The 15,135-nt window shown below is 67.3% G+C and carries 15 protein-coding genes; 3 read left to right on the top strand and 12 right to left on the bottom strand.

Translation table 11 applies throughout. The features are described from left to right. The first annotated feature begins 2 nt into the window (after nucleotides 1-2). Nucleotides 3-695, top strand: a complete 693-nt coding sequence (locus ACZY08_RS08705; RefSeq protein WP_463745213.1) for a DsbA family protein — start codon at nucleotides 3-5, stop codon at nucleotides 693-695. On the opposite strand, the gene ACZY08_RS08700 is transcribed toward ACZY08_RS08705, so the two are convergent. From ACZY08_RS08700 to ACZY08_RS08645, 12 genes are all read right to left on the bottom strand, one after another. Continuing rightward, nucleotides 679-1,179 carry a DUF3592 domain-containing protein gene (locus tag ACZY08_RS08700; RefSeq protein WP_463745315.1) on the bottom strand — a complete coding sequence of 167 codons (501 nt, stop codon included), beginning with the start codon at nucleotides 1,177-1,179 and terminating at the stop codon, nucleotides 679-681. The genes ACZY08_RS08705 and ACZY08_RS08700 overlap by 17 nt on opposite strands. A gap of 32 nt (nucleotides 1,180-1,211) precedes the next feature. After that, nucleotides 1,212-2,906, bottom strand: a complete 1,695-nt coding sequence (gene menD / locus ACZY08_RS08695) for a 2-succinyl-5-enolpyruvyl-6-hydroxy-3-cyclohexene-1-carboxylic-acid synthase (protein WP_463745214.1) — start codon at nucleotides 2,904-2,906, stop codon at nucleotides 1,212-1,214. Nucleotides 2,907-2,922: 16 nt separating this feature from the next. Beyond that, the gene (locus ACZY08_RS08690) at nucleotides 2,923-3,723 is read right to left on the bottom strand and encodes an alpha/beta fold hydrolase (protein ID WP_463745215.1); all 801 of its coding nucleotides are present in this window, start codon (nucleotides 3,721-3,723) and stop codon (nucleotides 2,923-2,925) included. Nucleotides 3,724-3,781: 58 nt separating this feature from the next. Further along, the gene (locus ACZY08_RS08685) at nucleotides 3,782-4,498 is read right to left on the bottom strand and encodes a DJ-1/PfpI family protein (protein ID WP_463745216.1); all 717 of its coding nucleotides are present in this window, start codon (nucleotides 4,496-4,498) and stop codon (nucleotides 3,782-3,784) included. A gap of 11 nt (nucleotides 4,499-4,509) precedes the next feature. Further along, on the bottom strand, nucleotides 4,510-5,475 hold the full coding sequence (locus ACZY08_RS08680) for a GlxA family transcriptional regulator (RefSeq protein ID WP_463745316.1): 966 nt from the start codon (nucleotides 5,473-5,475) through the stop codon (nucleotides 4,510-4,512). A gap of 80 nt (nucleotides 5,476-5,555) precedes the next feature. Next, complete coding sequence (locus ACZY08_RS08675; protein ID WP_463745217.1) at nucleotides 5,556-5,897, bottom strand: hypothetical protein; 342 nt, start codon at nucleotides 5,895-5,897, stop codon at nucleotides 5,556-5,558. Then, nucleotides 5,866-6,204, bottom strand: coding sequence for a hypothetical protein (locus ACZY08_RS08670; protein ID WP_463745218.1), 339 nt, complete (start codon nucleotides 6,202-6,204; stop codon nucleotides 5,866-5,868). The genes ACZY08_RS08675 and ACZY08_RS08670 overlap by 32 nt, the downstream gene beginning before the upstream one ends. A gap of 5 nt (nucleotides 6,205-6,209) precedes the next feature. Continuing rightward, a complete protein-coding gene (locus ACZY08_RS08665; RefSeq protein ID WP_463745219.1) occupies nucleotides 6,210-7,355 on the bottom strand; it encodes an LLM class flavin-dependent oxidoreductase in 1,146 nt (381 codons plus the stop codon). A 45-nt stretch (nucleotides 7,356-7,400) separates the two neighbouring features. After that, the gene (locus ACZY08_RS08660; protein ID WP_463745317.1) at nucleotides 7,401-8,369 is read right to left on the bottom strand and encodes an o-succinylbenzoate synthase; all 969 of its coding nucleotides are present in this window, start codon (nucleotides 8,367-8,369) and stop codon (nucleotides 7,401-7,403) included. Between the two features lie 26 nt (nucleotides 8,370-8,395). Beyond that, the gene (locus ACZY08_RS08655; protein ID WP_463745220.1) at nucleotides 8,396-9,388 is read right to left on the bottom strand and encodes an esterase family protein; all 993 of its coding nucleotides are present in this window, start codon (nucleotides 9,386-9,388) and stop codon (nucleotides 8,396-8,398) included. A gap of 87 nt (nucleotides 9,389-9,475) precedes the next feature. Beyond that, the gene (locus tag ACZY08_RS08650) at nucleotides 9,476-11,041 is read right to left on the bottom strand and encodes a long-chain-fatty-acid--CoA ligase (RefSeq protein WP_463745221.1); all 1,566 of its coding nucleotides are present in this window, start codon (nucleotides 11,039-11,041) and stop codon (nucleotides 9,476-9,478) included. Nucleotides 11,042-11,070: 29 nt separating this feature from the next. Next, a complete protein-coding gene (locus ACZY08_RS08645) occupies nucleotides 11,071-12,690 on the bottom strand; it encodes an amidohydrolase (protein ID WP_463745222.1) in 1,620 nt (539 codons plus the stop codon). Nucleotides 12,691-12,870: 180 nt separating this feature from the next. Between ACZY08_RS08645 and ACZY08_RS08640 the strand changes: the two genes are divergently transcribed. Together ACZY08_RS08640 and fadD8 are read left to right on the top strand one after the other, a co-directional pair. After that, nucleotides 12,871-13,329, top strand: a complete 459-nt coding sequence (locus tag ACZY08_RS08640; protein ID WP_463745223.1) for a YciI family protein — start codon at nucleotides 12,871-12,873, stop codon at nucleotides 13,327-13,329. A gap of 194 nt (nucleotides 13,330-13,523) precedes the next feature. Continuing rightward, nucleotides 13,524-15,125: a fatty-acid--CoA ligase FadD8 gene (gene fadD8 / locus ACZY08_RS08635; protein ID WP_463745224.1), complete on the top strand. Its 1,602-nt coding sequence runs from the start codon at nucleotides 13,524-13,526 to the stop codon at nucleotides 15,123-15,125. Nucleotides 15,126-15,135 lie beyond the last annotated feature (10 nt).

Raw genomic sequence — 15,135 nt, 5'->3', positions numbered from 1 at the left:
GAATGCGATTCCCGCGCGTTGCTGCAGCGATGCTGGCCGTGGTGGCATTGTCCGTTGCCGGGGCAACCGCCGGTTGCACTCGGCTGGTCGACGGCACCGCGCAGGCCAACGGCAACAAGCCCGGCAGCGAGATCACCGACGACGGCTGGGGTGTCCAGATCGGCTTTCCGGATGCGTCTGCCCGGATCGAGTTTTTCACCGAACCGCAGTGCCCGGCCTGCGCCCACCTGCAACACGAGTTCGGCGATGCCCTGGCCGCCGCCATCGGCCAGGGCCAGCTGGCCGTGACCTACCGGCCGCTGACCTTCCTGGACGGGTCGAGCACCGAGTACTCAGCCCACGTCGCCAACGCCCTGTTCCTGGCCGCCGGGCCCGGCACCACCGGGACGGCATTCCAGGCATTCGTGCAGGACCTCTGGGGTCACCAGGAGCCCGAGGGTTCACCCGGCCCGACCGACGACGCAATCGCGGCGATGGCCTCCGAGAGCGGGGTCGGCGACGAGCAGACCGACAAGATCGCAGCCGGTGCGCAGGCCGTCGACTCCGAGCAACTCAACGAGGCCAACGCCGAACTGCTCAGCGAAACGCAGGACTCGGTGTCCACGCCGACGATCTACGATCTCGTCGGCGAAGAGGTCGTCGACACCAGCGACCCCGACTGGCTGGCCAAACTGCTCGCTACGCCAAGGAGTTGACGTTTCCGGCGCCGGTTGAGCGGGGCCGTCGCTGCAGGAAGGCCAGCAGAGCCAGCGCCGCAGCCGCCACCAGCCAGCCCACCACCGCGATCGATCCGGCCGGGATGATCGCCAACGACGCATCGCGGTCACGCACCCGGACCAGGTCCGGATTGTTCTTGTCGTACTCGACATAGATCCGCATCCCCGTGTCGAGCTCGGAGGGATACAGCACCCCCAGCTCGGGGCGGTAGGTCACCCGGTCCGGCGTGACGAACTCGATGGTCGAGCGCCGCGGCCCGGCGCTGAGCACCTCGGCCGCAGCCACCCCCATGTTCCGCTCGATCTGCTGGTCGTTGCGCCAGGCGCCCATCACCAGCAGCGAAGACTGCAACGTGACCAGGCAGGCGGCGATCACCACGCCGATCCGCACCCGCCGGATGATCCGCTGCGAGCGCGTCTCCCCCGGTTCGCCGTACAGGTGTGGGATCAGTGGCTGCACCATCGCCCGGAAGCGCGCCGCGATCTGCGCGGGACTCACAGGGCCGCCTTGATCGACGCGTGCAGGGCACGCAGCGACGACCGGTCGGCCTTCACCTCCAGTACCCGCATACCGTCGAAGGGTTCGTCCAGCGCCGCGCCGAGCGCATCGGCCTCAACCTGGCCGAACTCGACGTGGTAGGCCCGGCACAGCGCGGCGATGTCGACATCGTGCGGCGTGCCGAAGATCCGCGACGACACGTCGGAGAACCGCGGATCGCCCTGCTCCAGCAGCTCGAAGATGCCGCCGCCGTTGTCGTTGGACACCACGATCGTCAGGTTGCGCGGCGTCGGCTCGGTGGGCCCGATCAACAGCCCTGAGCTGTCGTGGACGAAGGTCAGATCCCCGATCAGCGCGACGGTCCGACGCGGCCCGTTCCCGTCACCCTCCCGATCGTGAGCCAGCGCCGCGCCGATCGCCGTCGACACCGTGCCGTCGATACCGGCCACACCGCGGTTGGACCGCACCTTGATGCCCTCGGCATTCAGCCCGACCAGCGCCGCGTCGCGCACCGGGTTGGATGCCCCGAGCACCAGCTGATCCCCGGGGCGCAGTGCGCCGGCGACCACCGCGGCCACGTGTAGACCCGTGGTCAGCGGATGCGCCGCCAGTTGTTGGCGCACCGCCGCCACCGCGTGCCGATTGACCTCTGCGCAGCGGTTCAGCCAGGCCGGGTCCGGGGTGCCGGTGGTCACCGCCCGGGTACCGGTGGCCATCGAGTTGCCGGATACATCGGGCCAGCGCGGACCCGTGGTCAGTGCATAGACCGGCACCGCCGGGTCGGCCAGCAGCGCCGAGACCGGCCGGTGCAGGGTGGGCCGCCCCAGCATGATGACCTGCTTGGGATGCACGAGGCGCAGCGCCAGCGGGTGCAGCGGGTTCTGGGGCAGCGGTGCGGTGGGCTCGGCCACCGTCGGCAGCCCGGCCAGGTTGGGGTGCACTCCGGCGCCGTGCCCGGCGATCACCACGGTGTCCGGGGTGAGGTCGATCTCCAGCGGCTGATCAAACGTCACCGCCGGGGTGTACGTCCACGGTTTGCCGTCCGGGCGGCCTTCCGACCAGCGCTCGCGCGAGGAGCCGACAAGCCCGGGGGACGACGCGTCCCCGTGCGCACTGTCGGGAACCAGCGGCTCGCGCAGCGGGATGTCGAACTGCACCGGGCCCGCGTTGGCGGTGCGTGAACCGGTAGCCGCCGCCAGCACCCGGCAGGTCGCCGATCGCCACTGGGCGTTGAGGGAATCAAGCTGTTCCGGGCGGTCTTCTGCCAGGCCGAGACTGACGTTGGCACGCACCTGGGTACCGAAATACCCCAGCTGTTCAAAGGTCTGATTGGCGCCGGTGCCCAACATTTCATAGGGCCGGTTGGCGCTCAGCACGATCAGCGGCACCCGGGCGTAGTTCGCCTCCACGACCGCGGGGCCGAGATTCGCCACCGCGGTACCCGAGGTCATCGCGATGCAAACAGGGGACCGTTCGTCTGTGCCTCCCCCGAACGCCAAGCCGATCGCCAGGTAACCGGCGGTGCGCTCGTCGATACGGACGTGCAGACGGATGCGGCCGGCCCGGTCGGCATCGGACAGCGCGAACGCCAGCGGGGCGTTGCGCGAGCCCGGGCACAGCACGACATCGCGGACACCGCCGCGGATGAGTTCGTCGACGACTACGCGCGCCTGTGCCGTCGATGGGTTCACCACACCACCTTATTCTTCAGTACTGCCCGGTCTGCCCGGCCTGCCCCGCGAGAAACTCGAGCAGTGCGGCATTGACCTCGTCGGGCTTCTCGATGAAGCCGAGGTGGCCCGTGTCGGGGATCTCCAGGTAGCGGGCGGTGGGAATCGCATCGGCCACCTCACGGCCCAGATGCGGAGGCAGCACCACATCATCGGCGAACCCCATGACGAGCACCGGAGCGGTGATGGCCTGGTACGCCGGCAGCCGGTTGCCCACCGGACCGGCGTCGGACTGTGCCGCGAGACCGGGTGTCTGCTTGGTGGGCCACATGGTGAACATCTCGCTCCAGTCGCGCACCAGCACGTCGTTGTTGAGCGTCTTCGGCGAGAAACTCTCCATCATCCGGAGCTTGGCGTCGAACGTCGGCGGCAGCTGCACGCCCGAGGCCGCAAGGTCACGCTCGGCAGTACGGAAGAACTCACGCGCCCGGTCGTGGCGGCCGCGGGTGGCCATCAACACCGCGGATCGCACCAGCTCCGGGCGGGCCAACATCAGTTCCTGCGCGATGAACGAACCCATCGACACACCCACGACGTGCGCCGGAGCCGCCCCGAGCTTCTCGATCAGCTCGGCGGTGTCGGCCACCATCTGCTCGGTACCGAACCCCTGGGCGTTCTCGGTCGCCCCGACCCCGCGGTTGTCGAAGGTGATGACGCGGTAGCCGGCCCGCTGCAGCGCTGGGACCTGGTGCAGGTGCCAGGTGCGGCCGGCACCTCCGCGACCGGCGATGAACAGCACCGGATCGCCCTTGCCTCGCTCCTCATATGCCAGATTCACCCGGCCGACGGTACTCGATCGCCGCCTGAGCGCTCACGCGCTGCAGCTGTCTGAGCGCTCACGCGCTGCGCAGCGAACGGACCTTGCGGATCGCCTGGTCCCACGCCAACAACACACTTGCCTTGAGCGGCTCGGGCTTGATCATGTCCTTGCCCAGCAGGGCGGTCGCGCCGGCCTTCGTCGTGCCCGAAGCCTTCGACATGTGCCCCGAATCGAACGGCGGCTGCGGGTCGTATTCGATCATCAACTGGATGGCCTTGGCTTTGGCTTCTCCGCCGATCTGACCGGCCAGCCACAAACCCAGATCGATACCCGCCGACACCCCTGCCGCGGTGATGACGTCATCTTCCTGCACGATGCGCTCATCGCCAACCGGTGTGACGCCGAACATCTTCAGACTCGGCAACACCGACCAGTGCGAGGTGGCCCGCTTCCCGTCGAGCAGGCCCGCTGCGGCCAGCACCACTGAACCCGAGCACACCGACGCCATCCAGGTGGTCCCCGGATACACCTGACGCAGCCAGTCGAGCACCTTTTCGTCGCGGGCCGCCATGGTGGTGCCCGGTCCGCCAGGCACCAGAACCACGTCGGGCGAGAGGGTTTCGTCGAAACTGTGGGTGGCCCCCACCACCAGCACACCGGAGTCGGCGGTGATCGGGCCGGGCTCGTGCCAGACGAACCGCACGTCCGCGTCGGGCAGGTTACGCAGCACCTCGTAGGGTCCGATGAAATCGAGGGCGGTGAAGCTGGGATACAACACGATTGCGAACTGCATGGTTATTCCTTTCACGCGAAGGTCTTACGGTACTGGTCAGGTGAAATTCCAAGGCGCCGAACGAAGTTGCGCCGCATTGTTTCGGCGGTACCGAACCCGCAGCGAGCGGCGATGACGGTGACGGTGTCGTCGGATTCCTCGAGTTGACGCCGCGCGGCGTCGGTGCGGATCCGTTCCACGTAGGCGCCGGGCGCCTCCCCGACCTCGTCGGTGAACACCCTGGTGAAATGCCGTGGACTCATCGCCGCGCGCCGGGCCAGATCGGAAATACTATGTGCCCCACCGGGTTCTACCTCGATGAATTCCTGGACCGCGCGGATCGGGGCGCGTTTGGCCCGTGGCATCCACACCGGCGCGGCGAACTGTGTCTGACCGCCGGGCCGGCGCAGGTAGAGCACCAGGTACCGGGCCACCGTCTGGGCGAGATCGGTGCCGTAATCGTCCTCGACCAAGGACAACGCCAAGTCGATGCCGGCGGTCACCCCGGCCGCGGTCCAGACCCGCTCGGAGCTTCTGACGAAGATCGGATCGGGATCGACTGCCACCTCGGGGAACTCGTCGGCCATCCGGCGCGCCGAGGACCAGTGGGTGGTGGCGGTGCATCCGTCGAGCAGTCCGGCCTGCGCGGCCAGGAACGCGCCGGTGCAGACACTGACGACACGGCGGGCGTGGCTCGCGGCGACGCTGATCCAGTCGATGACCGCCGGGTTGGCCCGGGCGGCATCGGCGCCGATCCCACCCGGGATGACGATGGTGTCGATCGGACCGTGGGGGTCAGGCAGTGGTGCGGCGACGAATTCCAAACCGGTGAGGGTGCTGACAGGCCGGCCGTCCACCGAGGTCACCGTGACGGCATAGCCATCGGGTTGGCCCAGACCGGCCAGGGCCAGCGTGGCGGTGGAGAACACGTCGAAGGGCCCCACCAGGTCCAGGGCCTGCACGCCGGCATAGCCCAGGATCACCACCGATCGCGTCACGTCTTCAGTGTTCGCGACGTAGGCGATGGCGTCTACGCCACGTACCCCACAAATCAGGACATCAGCTGGCATCCGGAGTTCTAGAGTTTCTTGATCCCGCGCACCACCCGGTAGAACGACGGCACCGTCGCCACGCCGCGCCGCAGACCGCGCTGCATCAGGCCACCATTGATCAGCACCAGGTGTCGCACCCCGCAGTCCCGCCATTCGGCGACCCGGTCCAGGATCTCGTCGGGCGTGCCGATCAGCCCCATGTCCCGCATCAGGTCAGGCGTGATGCCCTTGATGTGCGAGAGCGCGGTCTGCTCGTCCCAATCCTGGGGCAGGATGTCCTGACCTCCGGAGAAACCCACTCCCAACGGGTGCTCTGCGCCCCGCCGCGCGAAGTACTCATCGGATGCACTGAGGCAACCCGCGCGCATCACTTCGGATTCCAGGGCATCGTCGACTGATGCCGAGCGGTAATCGCGCGAGGCGGTTTCGCGCGGCGAGTTTCCCCAGCATCGTCCACGGTTCCATGCAGGCGTCGACTGACGGAACCAGCTTCGCTGCAGCGCAGTACTTCTCCTGCCACAATGCGCGGGGAAAGATCGCGTTCAGATGATCGGGCACCCAGAAGGAGTCGACCCGGGCGCCCACGGCCGAGAGATAGTTGGCCTGGGTGAAGGTGTCCGCCGCCGGCCTGCTCGCGGTGATGAGGTCCAGTAGGCCGATCTGCAACCCGCCCATGGGGTTCAGAGCTTCTTGAGCTTGCGGATCACCTGGCTGAACAGCAGCTGCGACGCCAGCCCCTTGCGCAGACTGCGCTGCAGCGGACCCATGTTGACCACCACCAGATGCCGGACACCGCAATCGCGCCACTCCGCCGCCCGTTCGACGATCTCGGCCGGCGTCCCGCTGAAGTACATCTCCTGCAGCAGCGACCGCGGAATCGACTTGATGTAGGACAGCGCGGTCTGCTCGTCCCAGTCTTGGGGCAGGATGTCCTGCGCGCCCGAGAAGCCGACACCGAGCGGATGTTGTGCCCCGTGGCGGGCATAGAAATCGTCGGTGGCGATCAACGCACCCGCTTTGACGACCTCGGATTCCAGCGCCTCGTCGACGTCGGCGCGGTTGCGCCCCGGCACCACCATGCACCACAACGCAGGTGTGATGGCCATCGGATCACGCCCGGCATCGGAGGCCGCCGACCGCACGACTTCGAGACGCTGTGCGTATTCCTGCGGCGCATGCGGGAACGCTGGGAAGAACCCATCGGCATACCGACCCGTCGCCCGCAGCATCCGCGGTCCGTGCGCGGCGATCCAGATCTCCGGCCAACGGCCCCGATAGGTCGGCAGGTCGAAGATCGCGTTCCGCAGCGGGAAGTACGGCGAATCACGGTTCACCAGTTCACCATTCGATTCCCACAGTGCCCTGATCGTGGCCATAGCCTCCTCGAACCGGGCCACGGGTTTCGTCCACTCCACGCCGTAGGGTTCGTTGCCCTCGCGTTCCCCGGTGCCGATTCCGAGGATGAATTTGCCTTTCGTGAGCAGGTTCATCGTGGCCGCGGCCTGCGCGGTGACGGCCGGGTTGCGCCGTCCGGTGTCGGTCACCGAAACACCCAACCTGAGCCGGGCGATCCGGTTGCGGGCGGCCAGATTACCCAGCATCGTCCACGGCTCCAGGTAAGCATCGGCCGAGGGAAGCAACTTCGCACCACCGCAGAACTGCGGCTGCCACAGCGTGCGCGGGAACAGCGCGTTGAGGTGGTCGGGCACCCAGAACGAGTCCACGCCCCCGGCGACCGCGCTCAGATAGCTGGCCCTGGTGAAGGTGTCAATCGCCGGACGTGAGGCGATCGTAGGGTCCATGATGCCGACGCGAAATCGAGTCATCCAGCGAGTCTCGAACGCCTGGACCGGTTTGCTTAGAGTAGTGACCTACTCCAATATCAGTGGGTAGCACTCCCGTACCCGATCGATCCACCATTGCCGACGCTCCGGCGTCGCTGCCAACGCGGACAGCCGGGCGGGGTCCGGCACCACGTTCCCGACGGGCAGGTACCCGTCGACCGGCGCCGACACGTCTGCCACGTCCTCCACGAAGAATCCGCCCGTACCCAGCCCGCAGGCGTGGTGCAGCGAGGGCAGTGCCGCGGCCGCCAACAGTCCGCGCGCGATACCCACCGCGGAATCCAGGGCGCTGGACACCACGACCGGGATGTCGATCTGCGCGGCGATGTCGAGCATGCGTGACACCCCGCCCAGCGGCGCCACCTTGAGCACTGCGACGTCGGCCGCGCGGGCCCGCACCACCCGGAGCGGATCGGATGCCTTGCGGATCGACTCGTCAGCGGCGATCGGCACCGACACCTGCCGGCGCAGTGCGGCCAACTCGTCGACCGTCGCACATGGCTGCTCCAGGTATTCGAGCGGTCCGTCAGCAGTCAGCGCCGCGGCGGCAGCGACGGCCTCCGGCACCGTCCAGCCGCCATTGGCATCTACCCGCACCACCGGAATCTGCGCGCGCACGGCGTTGACCCGCGCGACGTCGTCAGCCAGCGTCTGCCCCGGTTCGGCGACCTTGACCTTGGCCGTCCGCGCGCCGGGGAAACGCGCCAGCACGTCGGGCACCTGGGCGGCCGGGACCGCGGGCACCGTGGCGTTGATCGGGACACGATCGCGCTGCACCGCCGGCGCCGGCAGGTATGCCGCCTCGATCCCGGCGGCGAGCCAGGCCGCGGCCTCCGGCGGCGCGTATTCGAGGAACGCGCCAAACTCACCCCATCCGACCGGGCCGTCGATCAGCGCGACCTCACGAACGGTGATGCCGCGGAAGCGAACCCGCATCGGCAGGGCCACCACGTGAAGACGCTGCAGGAGGTCGTCCAATGCCGGCGCCGCGTCCATCACGCCGTCAATGATGCCCAACCCGGTCAGGCAGCGCCCAACGTCCGCTGAATGTCGGGCTTCATCTGGTTCAGCTGCGCGCCCCAGTAACCCCAGGTGTGGGTGCCGGTGGGCGGGAAGTTGAACACCGCGTTGTTCCCGCCCGCGGCGACGTACTGGTCGCGGAAATTGAAGTTGCTCTGCAGGGCCGTATTTTCGAGGAAGGTCGAGGCGACGTCATTGCCGCCCAACTCCCCGGGTGTCCCCGAGCCGCAGTAGACCCAGATGCGGGTGTGGTTCGCGGCCAACCGCCCCACCTGCAGCGTCGGATCGTTGCGTGCCCACGCCGGATCACCGGGCGGTCCCCACATGGCCGCTGCCGAGAAGCCGCCGGCGTCACCCATCGCCAACCCGATCAGCCCGGGCCACGGGCCGGCCGAAGGATTCAGGAACGCCGACAACGACGCCGCGTACCGGAACTGCTGCGGGTAGTAGGCGGCCAGGATCAGTGCCGAGCTGCCCGACATCGACAGTCCGACCACCGCATTGCCCGAGGTGGACACCCGCTTGTTGGCCGCCAGCCACTGCGGTAACTCGCTGGTCAGAAACGTCTCCCACTTGTAGGTCTGCGTGCCGCCGTTGCCCGCCGCCGGCTGGTACCAGTCGCTGTAGAAGCTCGACATGCCACCGACCGGCATGACCACTGACAGCCCAGATTGGTAGAACCACTCGAAGGCTGGGGTCTCGATGTCCCAACCGTTGGCATCATCGCGGGCCCGCAGTCCGTCCAAGAGGTAGACGGCGTGCGACCCGCCCGCCCTGGATGTCGGCGCCGGAGCGCCTCCGTCCTGGAACTGGATCTTGATGTCGCGACCCATCGACGCTGAGGGCACCGACAAGGTTTCGACCGGTAGACCGGCTCTTGACCAGGCAGTTGCCGTCGGCGGTGGTCCGAGTAGGCCGGCGGTCGCCGCCAACATCAGGGCCGCGGCGATCACCAATCCGCGGGAAATTCTCGGCAATCCGAGCGCATCTGCCATGTCCGCACCCCACATCTCCGCGCACACATATGGGGTCGAAAATACTCCGCTCAAAACGGGAAATGAAGGGCCGCCGGTGGCCGATTGCTACACCGTGGCGCGGTCGCGGCCCTCCCAGTACGGCTTGCGCAGATCCTTCTTGAGGATCTTTCCCGTGGGATTGCGCGGCAACTCATCGACGATGTCGACCGACTTCGGGCATTTGTAGGCAGCCAGATGTTCGCGCGCGAACGCGATCAGGTCCGGCTCGGAGGCCTCGCCTTCCAGTGTCACAACGGCTTTCACCGACTCACCCCATTTTTCGTCGGGCACTCCGATCACCGCGACGTCGACGACAGCGGGGTGTTCGGCCAGCACGCGCTCGACCTCGATCGAGTAGATGTTCTCTCCGCCGGAGATGATCATGTCCTTGAGGCGGTCTTCGACGAAGATGTACCCGCCGTCGTCGACGCGGCCGATATCACCGGTGCGGAACCAGCCCTCAGGCGTGATCGACTCCGCCGTGGCCTCCGGCCGGTTCAGATAGCCCTTCATCAATTGTGGTGAGCGGAACCATAATTCACCCTGCTCACCGATGGGTACCTCAGCGCCGGTGTCAGGGTCGACCACCCTGACCTCGGCGCCGGGAACCACGGTGCCCGCACTCATCAAGCGCGCTTCACTGGCCGCACGGTGGTCGTCGGGCCCGAGCCGGCTGATCGCGCCCGCCACCTCTGTCAACCCGTACACCTGGATGAACTCTGTCTCGGGCCAGGCCTGTAGCGCAGAACGCAACAGCGGCAAGGGCATCGGCGATGCGCCGTAGGCGAACGTCTTCAACGCACCGAAGAGCTTCACCGCATCCTCGCCGGTGTCGAACACCTTGGACAGCACGGCGGGCACGAGGAACGTCCGATTGGCCCCGGCCAGAATCCCGCCGGCCAACGCCATGCCGTCGACGTCACGCGTCATGTACGTCGGCGCCCCGTGATACAGACCCCACTGCATGTAGGACGACCCGCCGACGTGGAACAGCGGCATGGCCACCAGACTCTTGTCTCCCTCGGAGAGCGACCAGCCCTCGAAGGCATTGAGGGTGTGGGCGATGACGTTGGAGTGGGTGAGCGCAATGCCTTTGGGCCGACCGGTGGTGCCCGAGGAGTACATGATGATGCACGTGTCGTCGGGCTGAACATCGGCCGAGCGACCGACGGGCGACGCACCGGCGAGCAGCGTCTCGTACTCGTCGCCGTCACTGCCCTCGGGCGTCACCGTCACGACATGCTCGACGGACGAAAGGCGATCGGCGATCGCGTCGAGACCCGGGCGAAGCTCCTCACCGACGACCAGCACCTTGGCCCCGCAGTCGTTGAGCACATAATCCAACTCGTCGGCGGCGAGCCGGAAGTTGATGATGGCGTTGGCCGCACCGAGCGACGCCGCCGCGAGCGTCAGCTCCACACACGCCACATGGTTCTTGTCGAGGAATGCCACCACATCGCCACGCCCCACGCCCCACGTACTCAACGCGCCGGCCAGCCGCTGGACCCGGTCGTACCACTGCGACCAGGTCCAGGTGCGGCTCAGATAGGTGACCGCCTCCTCGTCAGGTTTCGTGGCCGCCCAGTGGGCGACGCGTTCGTCGAGAAACTGCGGAGCCGGCAAATCTGACATGCCCCGAGCGTGCCACGGCGCGCGGGCGGTCAACCGGCTTTCGGGTAAACCTGCCGGCCCGCCAGGAATGTGGCCCGTACTTCCAGGTCGGCAATGCCCTCCGGGGCCGTTTTGCGCGGGTCGGCCGAGACGATCACGAGGTCGGCGTACTTGCCCACCTCGAGCGATCCGATCACGTTGTCGGCGAACAACTGCCACGCCGCATCGATGGTCTGCGCCCGGATCCCCTGCTCGACGGTGAGCCGCTCCTCGGGCGCCAGGACGCGCCCGCTCGGTGCGGTCCGCGTGACGGCCACGCTGATGTTGCGCAGCGGTTCCTCCGGAGTGACCGGCGGATCGTTGTGAAGCGAGATTCGCATGCCCGTGGCGACGGCCGAACCGGCTGGCATCCAGCGTCCGCCGTGCTCGGGGCCGAAGAGCCCGTCGACGAGGATGTCGCCCCAGTAGTGCAGGTGGTCGACGAACAGGCTGCACGTGACCCCCAGCGCGTGCGCACGCTGCAACTGCTCGGGCGTGATGGCGCCGACGTGTTCCAGACGCAGCCGGTGATCTTTTCGTGGCCAGCGCTCCAGCGCCTCCTGGTAGACGTCGAGGATGGTGTCCACCCCGGCATCGCCGTGCACGTGACAGGCCAGCTGCCAGCCCTGCGGAAAGAACGTGCCGACGATCTCGGCGAGCTGCTCTTTCGTGTAGTTGGCGTGCCCACAGGAACCGGGCACCACGCCGATGGTCCGGGTGGCGTCGGTATCCAGATACGGGAATGTCAGGTCGATGTTGCCGATCCACGGGGACCCGTCGACCCAGATCTTGATGCCGACCTGGCGCACGATGTCGTCACCCTCGGATGGGCTGGCGTCGGTGTGCAGCGCCGCCGTGGACATCTCGTACGTGCGCAACCGCACCGTCAACTGATCGTGCAACTGCGCCAGCAACGGCCGGAACATCGGGTCGAACGCCATCTCCGAACACGTGGTGAGCCCGGCACGGTTCAGCCGTGCGCATTCGGCGGCCAACATGGCCGGATAGTCGCTCACCGAGATGGCATCGCCCAGCAGCGGGAACACCGCTCCGGTCTCCTCGGCCGTGCCGTCGAGATTGCCTCCGGCATCGCGGCCGTACTTGGCCCCCTTGGGGTCCGGGGTGTCTCTGGTGAGTCCCGCGCGGCGGGCCGCGGCGCTGTTGAAGAAGGCTTTGTGGCCTGAGTTGTGCACGATCACCAACGGCGTCTCGGACGCGATGCCGTCCAGCCACGCCAGGGTGGGATCGGGCAAACCGCGCTGCAGCAACGGATCCCAGCCGTTCAGAAATGCACCGTCGGCCCCGCGTTCGGCGACCTCGGCAGCTATCGCCTCGAGCACCGCGCCCGCATCCGGCAGGGTCACCGGGCGGATGTCGACGATGCGGCCGGACAACGCCACCGCCTCCATCAACGGATGACCGTGCGCCTCAACGAAACCCGGCATGACACAGCCGTCGACCTCGCGGACGTCGGTGTGCTCCCCCACCCAGCCTGCCACGTCGGCCCGGGATCCGACGGCGACGATCCGCCCGCCGGACACTGCGAGCGCCTCGGCAGTGGGTTGCGTGTCGTCGACCGTGAGGATGGTGCCGTAGAGAACGAGATCCGCGGACTCGGTCGGGCTGGTCATGCTCGGATGCTAGAGGGTGGTGACGTTTGCCCGGGTACGTCCCCAGAAATCCGTGACACCGCGGATGGAGAACATTTCAAGAAGTTTTTCGGGCCGTGTCGATTCCGTGGGGGTGCCGTTCGACGTACTAACGAGGGCACGATAGACGAGCCCCTTCCCGACGTCAGAAGGAGACACACAATGTCGCGCTACATGCTGATCATGCGGTCCACCCCCGAGGCCGAGACCGCGATGGCCGAGCAGAACATCGACTTCGACGAGATCATCGCGTCGATGGGCCGCTACAACGAGGAGCTCATCAAGGCCGGTGTGCTGCTGGCCGGAGAGGGTCTGACCGACCCCGAGGAAGGCTTCGTCGTCGATTTCAACGCCGATCCCCCGGTGGTCACCGACGGTCCGTACACCGAGGCCAAAGAACTGTTCAACGGGTTCTGGATCCTCGATGTGTCCTCCAAGGAGGAGGCCAAGCAGTGGGCACGGAAATGCCCCCTGGGATGCGGGGTGAAACTGGAGGTCCGTCGCGTCAGCGAAACCGACGAGTTTCCGCAGGACAACGAGTGGGTTCAAAAAGAGATCCAGTGGAAGGCCGACCTGGCCGAGAAGCTGGCTCAACAGGCCCGCGACGCTGCCAACCGCTGATCCGGGCACAAGCCCCGGCGGTCCCTAACCCGCCGGGGCTTGGCTCCGCCCCCCACAGCTGAAACATTAAGCAGCGCGAACTGCGTGGACGCGAGTACCGCACTACCTGTATTTCGGTCCGCGACGACCTCGTGTTACGCCCACATCGGGGGATCGGCTCCACACTTTCTGGAACACGTTCTAATCTGGACCCCATGAGTGATGCGCTGCTGCACCATCCCATCCATTCCGGCCATCTCACGGTCGGTGCGCTCAAACGCAACAAAGACAAGCCCGTGCTGTTCCTCGGCGACACCACACTGACCGGTGGCGAGCTCGCGGAACGCATCAGCCAGTACATACAGGCCTTCGAAGCGCTCGGCGCGGGCGCAGGCGAAGGCGTCGGCCTGCTCTCGCTGAACCGGCCCGAAGTGCTGATGATCATCGGCGCGGGTCAGACCCAGGGCTACCGCCGCACCGCACTACACCCTCTCGGTTCGCTGGACGACCACGCCTACGTGCTGGCCGACGCCGAGGTGACGACCCTCATCATCGATCCGACACCCGCGTTCGTGGAGCGGGCCGTCGGATTGCTGGAGAAGGTGCCGTCGCTCCGCCAGGTGCTGACCATCGGCCCGGTGCCGCCCGCCCTGGAGGGCGTGGCGACCGATCTGATCGCCGAGGCCGCCAAGTACTCCCCCGTGCCGCTCGTCGCCGCCGAACTCGATCCCGACCACATCGGCGGGCTCACCTACACCGGCGGCACCACCGGCAAGCCCAAGGGCGTGATGGGCACGGTGCGCTCGATCAACACCATGACCACCATCCAGCTCGCCGAGTGGGAGTGGCCGGAGAACCCGCGCTTCCTGATGTGCACCCCGCTCTCGCACGCCGGTGCGGCATTCTTCGTGCCGACGATCGTCAAGGGTGGCGAGATGATCGTGCTGCCCAAGTTCGACCCGGCCGAGGTGCTGCGGGTCATCGAGGAGCGTCGCATCACCGCGACCATGCTGGTGCCGTCGATGATCTACGCGCTGATGGACCACCCGGATTCCCACACCCGCGACCTGTCGTCGCTGGAGACCGTGTACTACGGCGCCTCGGCGATGAATCCGGTGCGGCTGGCCGAGGCACTCAAGCGCTTCGGCCCGATCTTCGCGCAGTACTACGGCCAGTCCGAGGCACCGATGGTGATCTCGTACCTGGGCAAGAAGGACCACGACGAGAAGCGACTGACCTCCTGCGGCCGGCCCACCCTGTTCGCGCGGACGGCGCTGTTGGATGCCGACGGCAAGCCTGTTGCGCAGGGCGAGGTCGGTGAGATCTGCGTGTCCGGGCCGTTGCTGGCCGGCGGTTACTGGAAGCTGCCCGACGCCACGTCGGAGACCTTCAAGGACGGCTGGTTGCACACCGGCGACATGGCCCGCGAGGACGAGGACGGCTACTGGTTCATCGTCGACCGGGTCAAGGACATGATCGTCACCGGCGGGTTCAACGTGTTCCCCCGCGAGGTGGAAGACGTTGTGGCCGAACATCCTTCGGTGGCCCAGGTATGCGTGATCGGCACCCCCGACGAGAAGTGGGGCGAAGCGGTGACCGCGGTGATCGTGCTGCGGCCCGACGCCGCGACCGACGACGAGGCAGTCGCCAAGGTGACCGCCGAGATCCAGGCCGCGGTCAAGGACCGCAAGGGCTCGGTGCAATCGCCCAAGCAGGTGATCGTGGTGGATTCGGTTCCGGTGACCGCACTGGGCAAGCCCGACAAGAAGGCCGTGCGGGCCCAGTTCTGGGAGGGCGCTGCCCGCTCGATCGGCTGACGTTTCCTGC

This window comes from Mycobacterium sp. IDUB_9 (assembly GCF_055419505.1).
Note: the sequence above shows the minus strand (reverse complement) of the source record. Positions and strands in the feature narration are given on the sequence as shown.

Bases quoted from the DNA above. Each gene is read 5' to 3' on its own strand.
- ACZY08_RS08675 (WP_463745217.1), bottom strand. From the start codon at position 5,897: ATGCGCGCGGGTTGCCTCAGTGCATCCGATGAGTACTTCGCGCGGCGG.
- ACZY08_RS08655 (WP_463745220.1), bottom strand. From the start codon at position 9,388: ATGGCAGATGCGCTCGGATTGCCGAGAATTTCCCGCGGATTGGTGATC.
- ACZY08_RS08645 (WP_463745222.1), bottom strand. From the start codon at position 12,690: ATGACCAGCCCGACCGAGTCCGCGGATCTCGTTCTCTACGGCACCATC.
- fadD8 (WP_463745224.1), top strand. From the start codon at position 13,524: ATGAGTGATGCGCTGCTGCACCATCCCATCCATTCCGGCCATCTCACG.
- ACZY08_RS08660 (WP_463745317.1), bottom strand. From the start codon at position 8,369: ATGGACGCGGCGCCGGCATTGGACGACCTCCTGCAGCGTCTTCACGTG.
- ACZY08_RS08700 (WP_463745315.1), bottom strand. From the start codon at position 1,179: ATGGTGCAGCCACTGATCCCACACCTGTACGGCGAACCGGGGGAGACG.
- ACZY08_RS08670 (WP_463745218.1), bottom strand. From the start codon at position 6,204: ATGGGCGGGTTGCAGATCGGCCTACTGGACCTCATCACCGCGAGCAGG.
- ACZY08_RS08665 (WP_463745219.1), bottom strand. From the start codon at position 7,355: ATGACTCGATTTCGCGTCGGCATCATGGACCCTACGATCGCCTCACGT.
- ACZY08_RS08640 (WP_463745223.1), top strand. From the start codon at position 12,871: ATGTCGCGCTACATGCTGATCATGCGGTCCACCCCCGAGGCCGAGACC.
- ACZY08_RS08650 (WP_463745221.1), bottom strand. From the start codon at position 11,041: ATGTCAGATTTGCCGGCTCCGCAGTTTCTCGACGAACGCGTCGCCCAC.
- ACZY08_RS08685 (WP_463745216.1), bottom strand. From the start codon at position 4,498: ATGCAGTTCGCAATCGTGTTGTATCCCAGCTTCACCGCCCTCGATTTC.
- ACZY08_RS08705 (WP_463745213.1), top strand. From the start codon at position 3: ATGCGATTCCCGCGCGTTGCTGCAGCGATGCTGGCCGTGGTGGCATTG.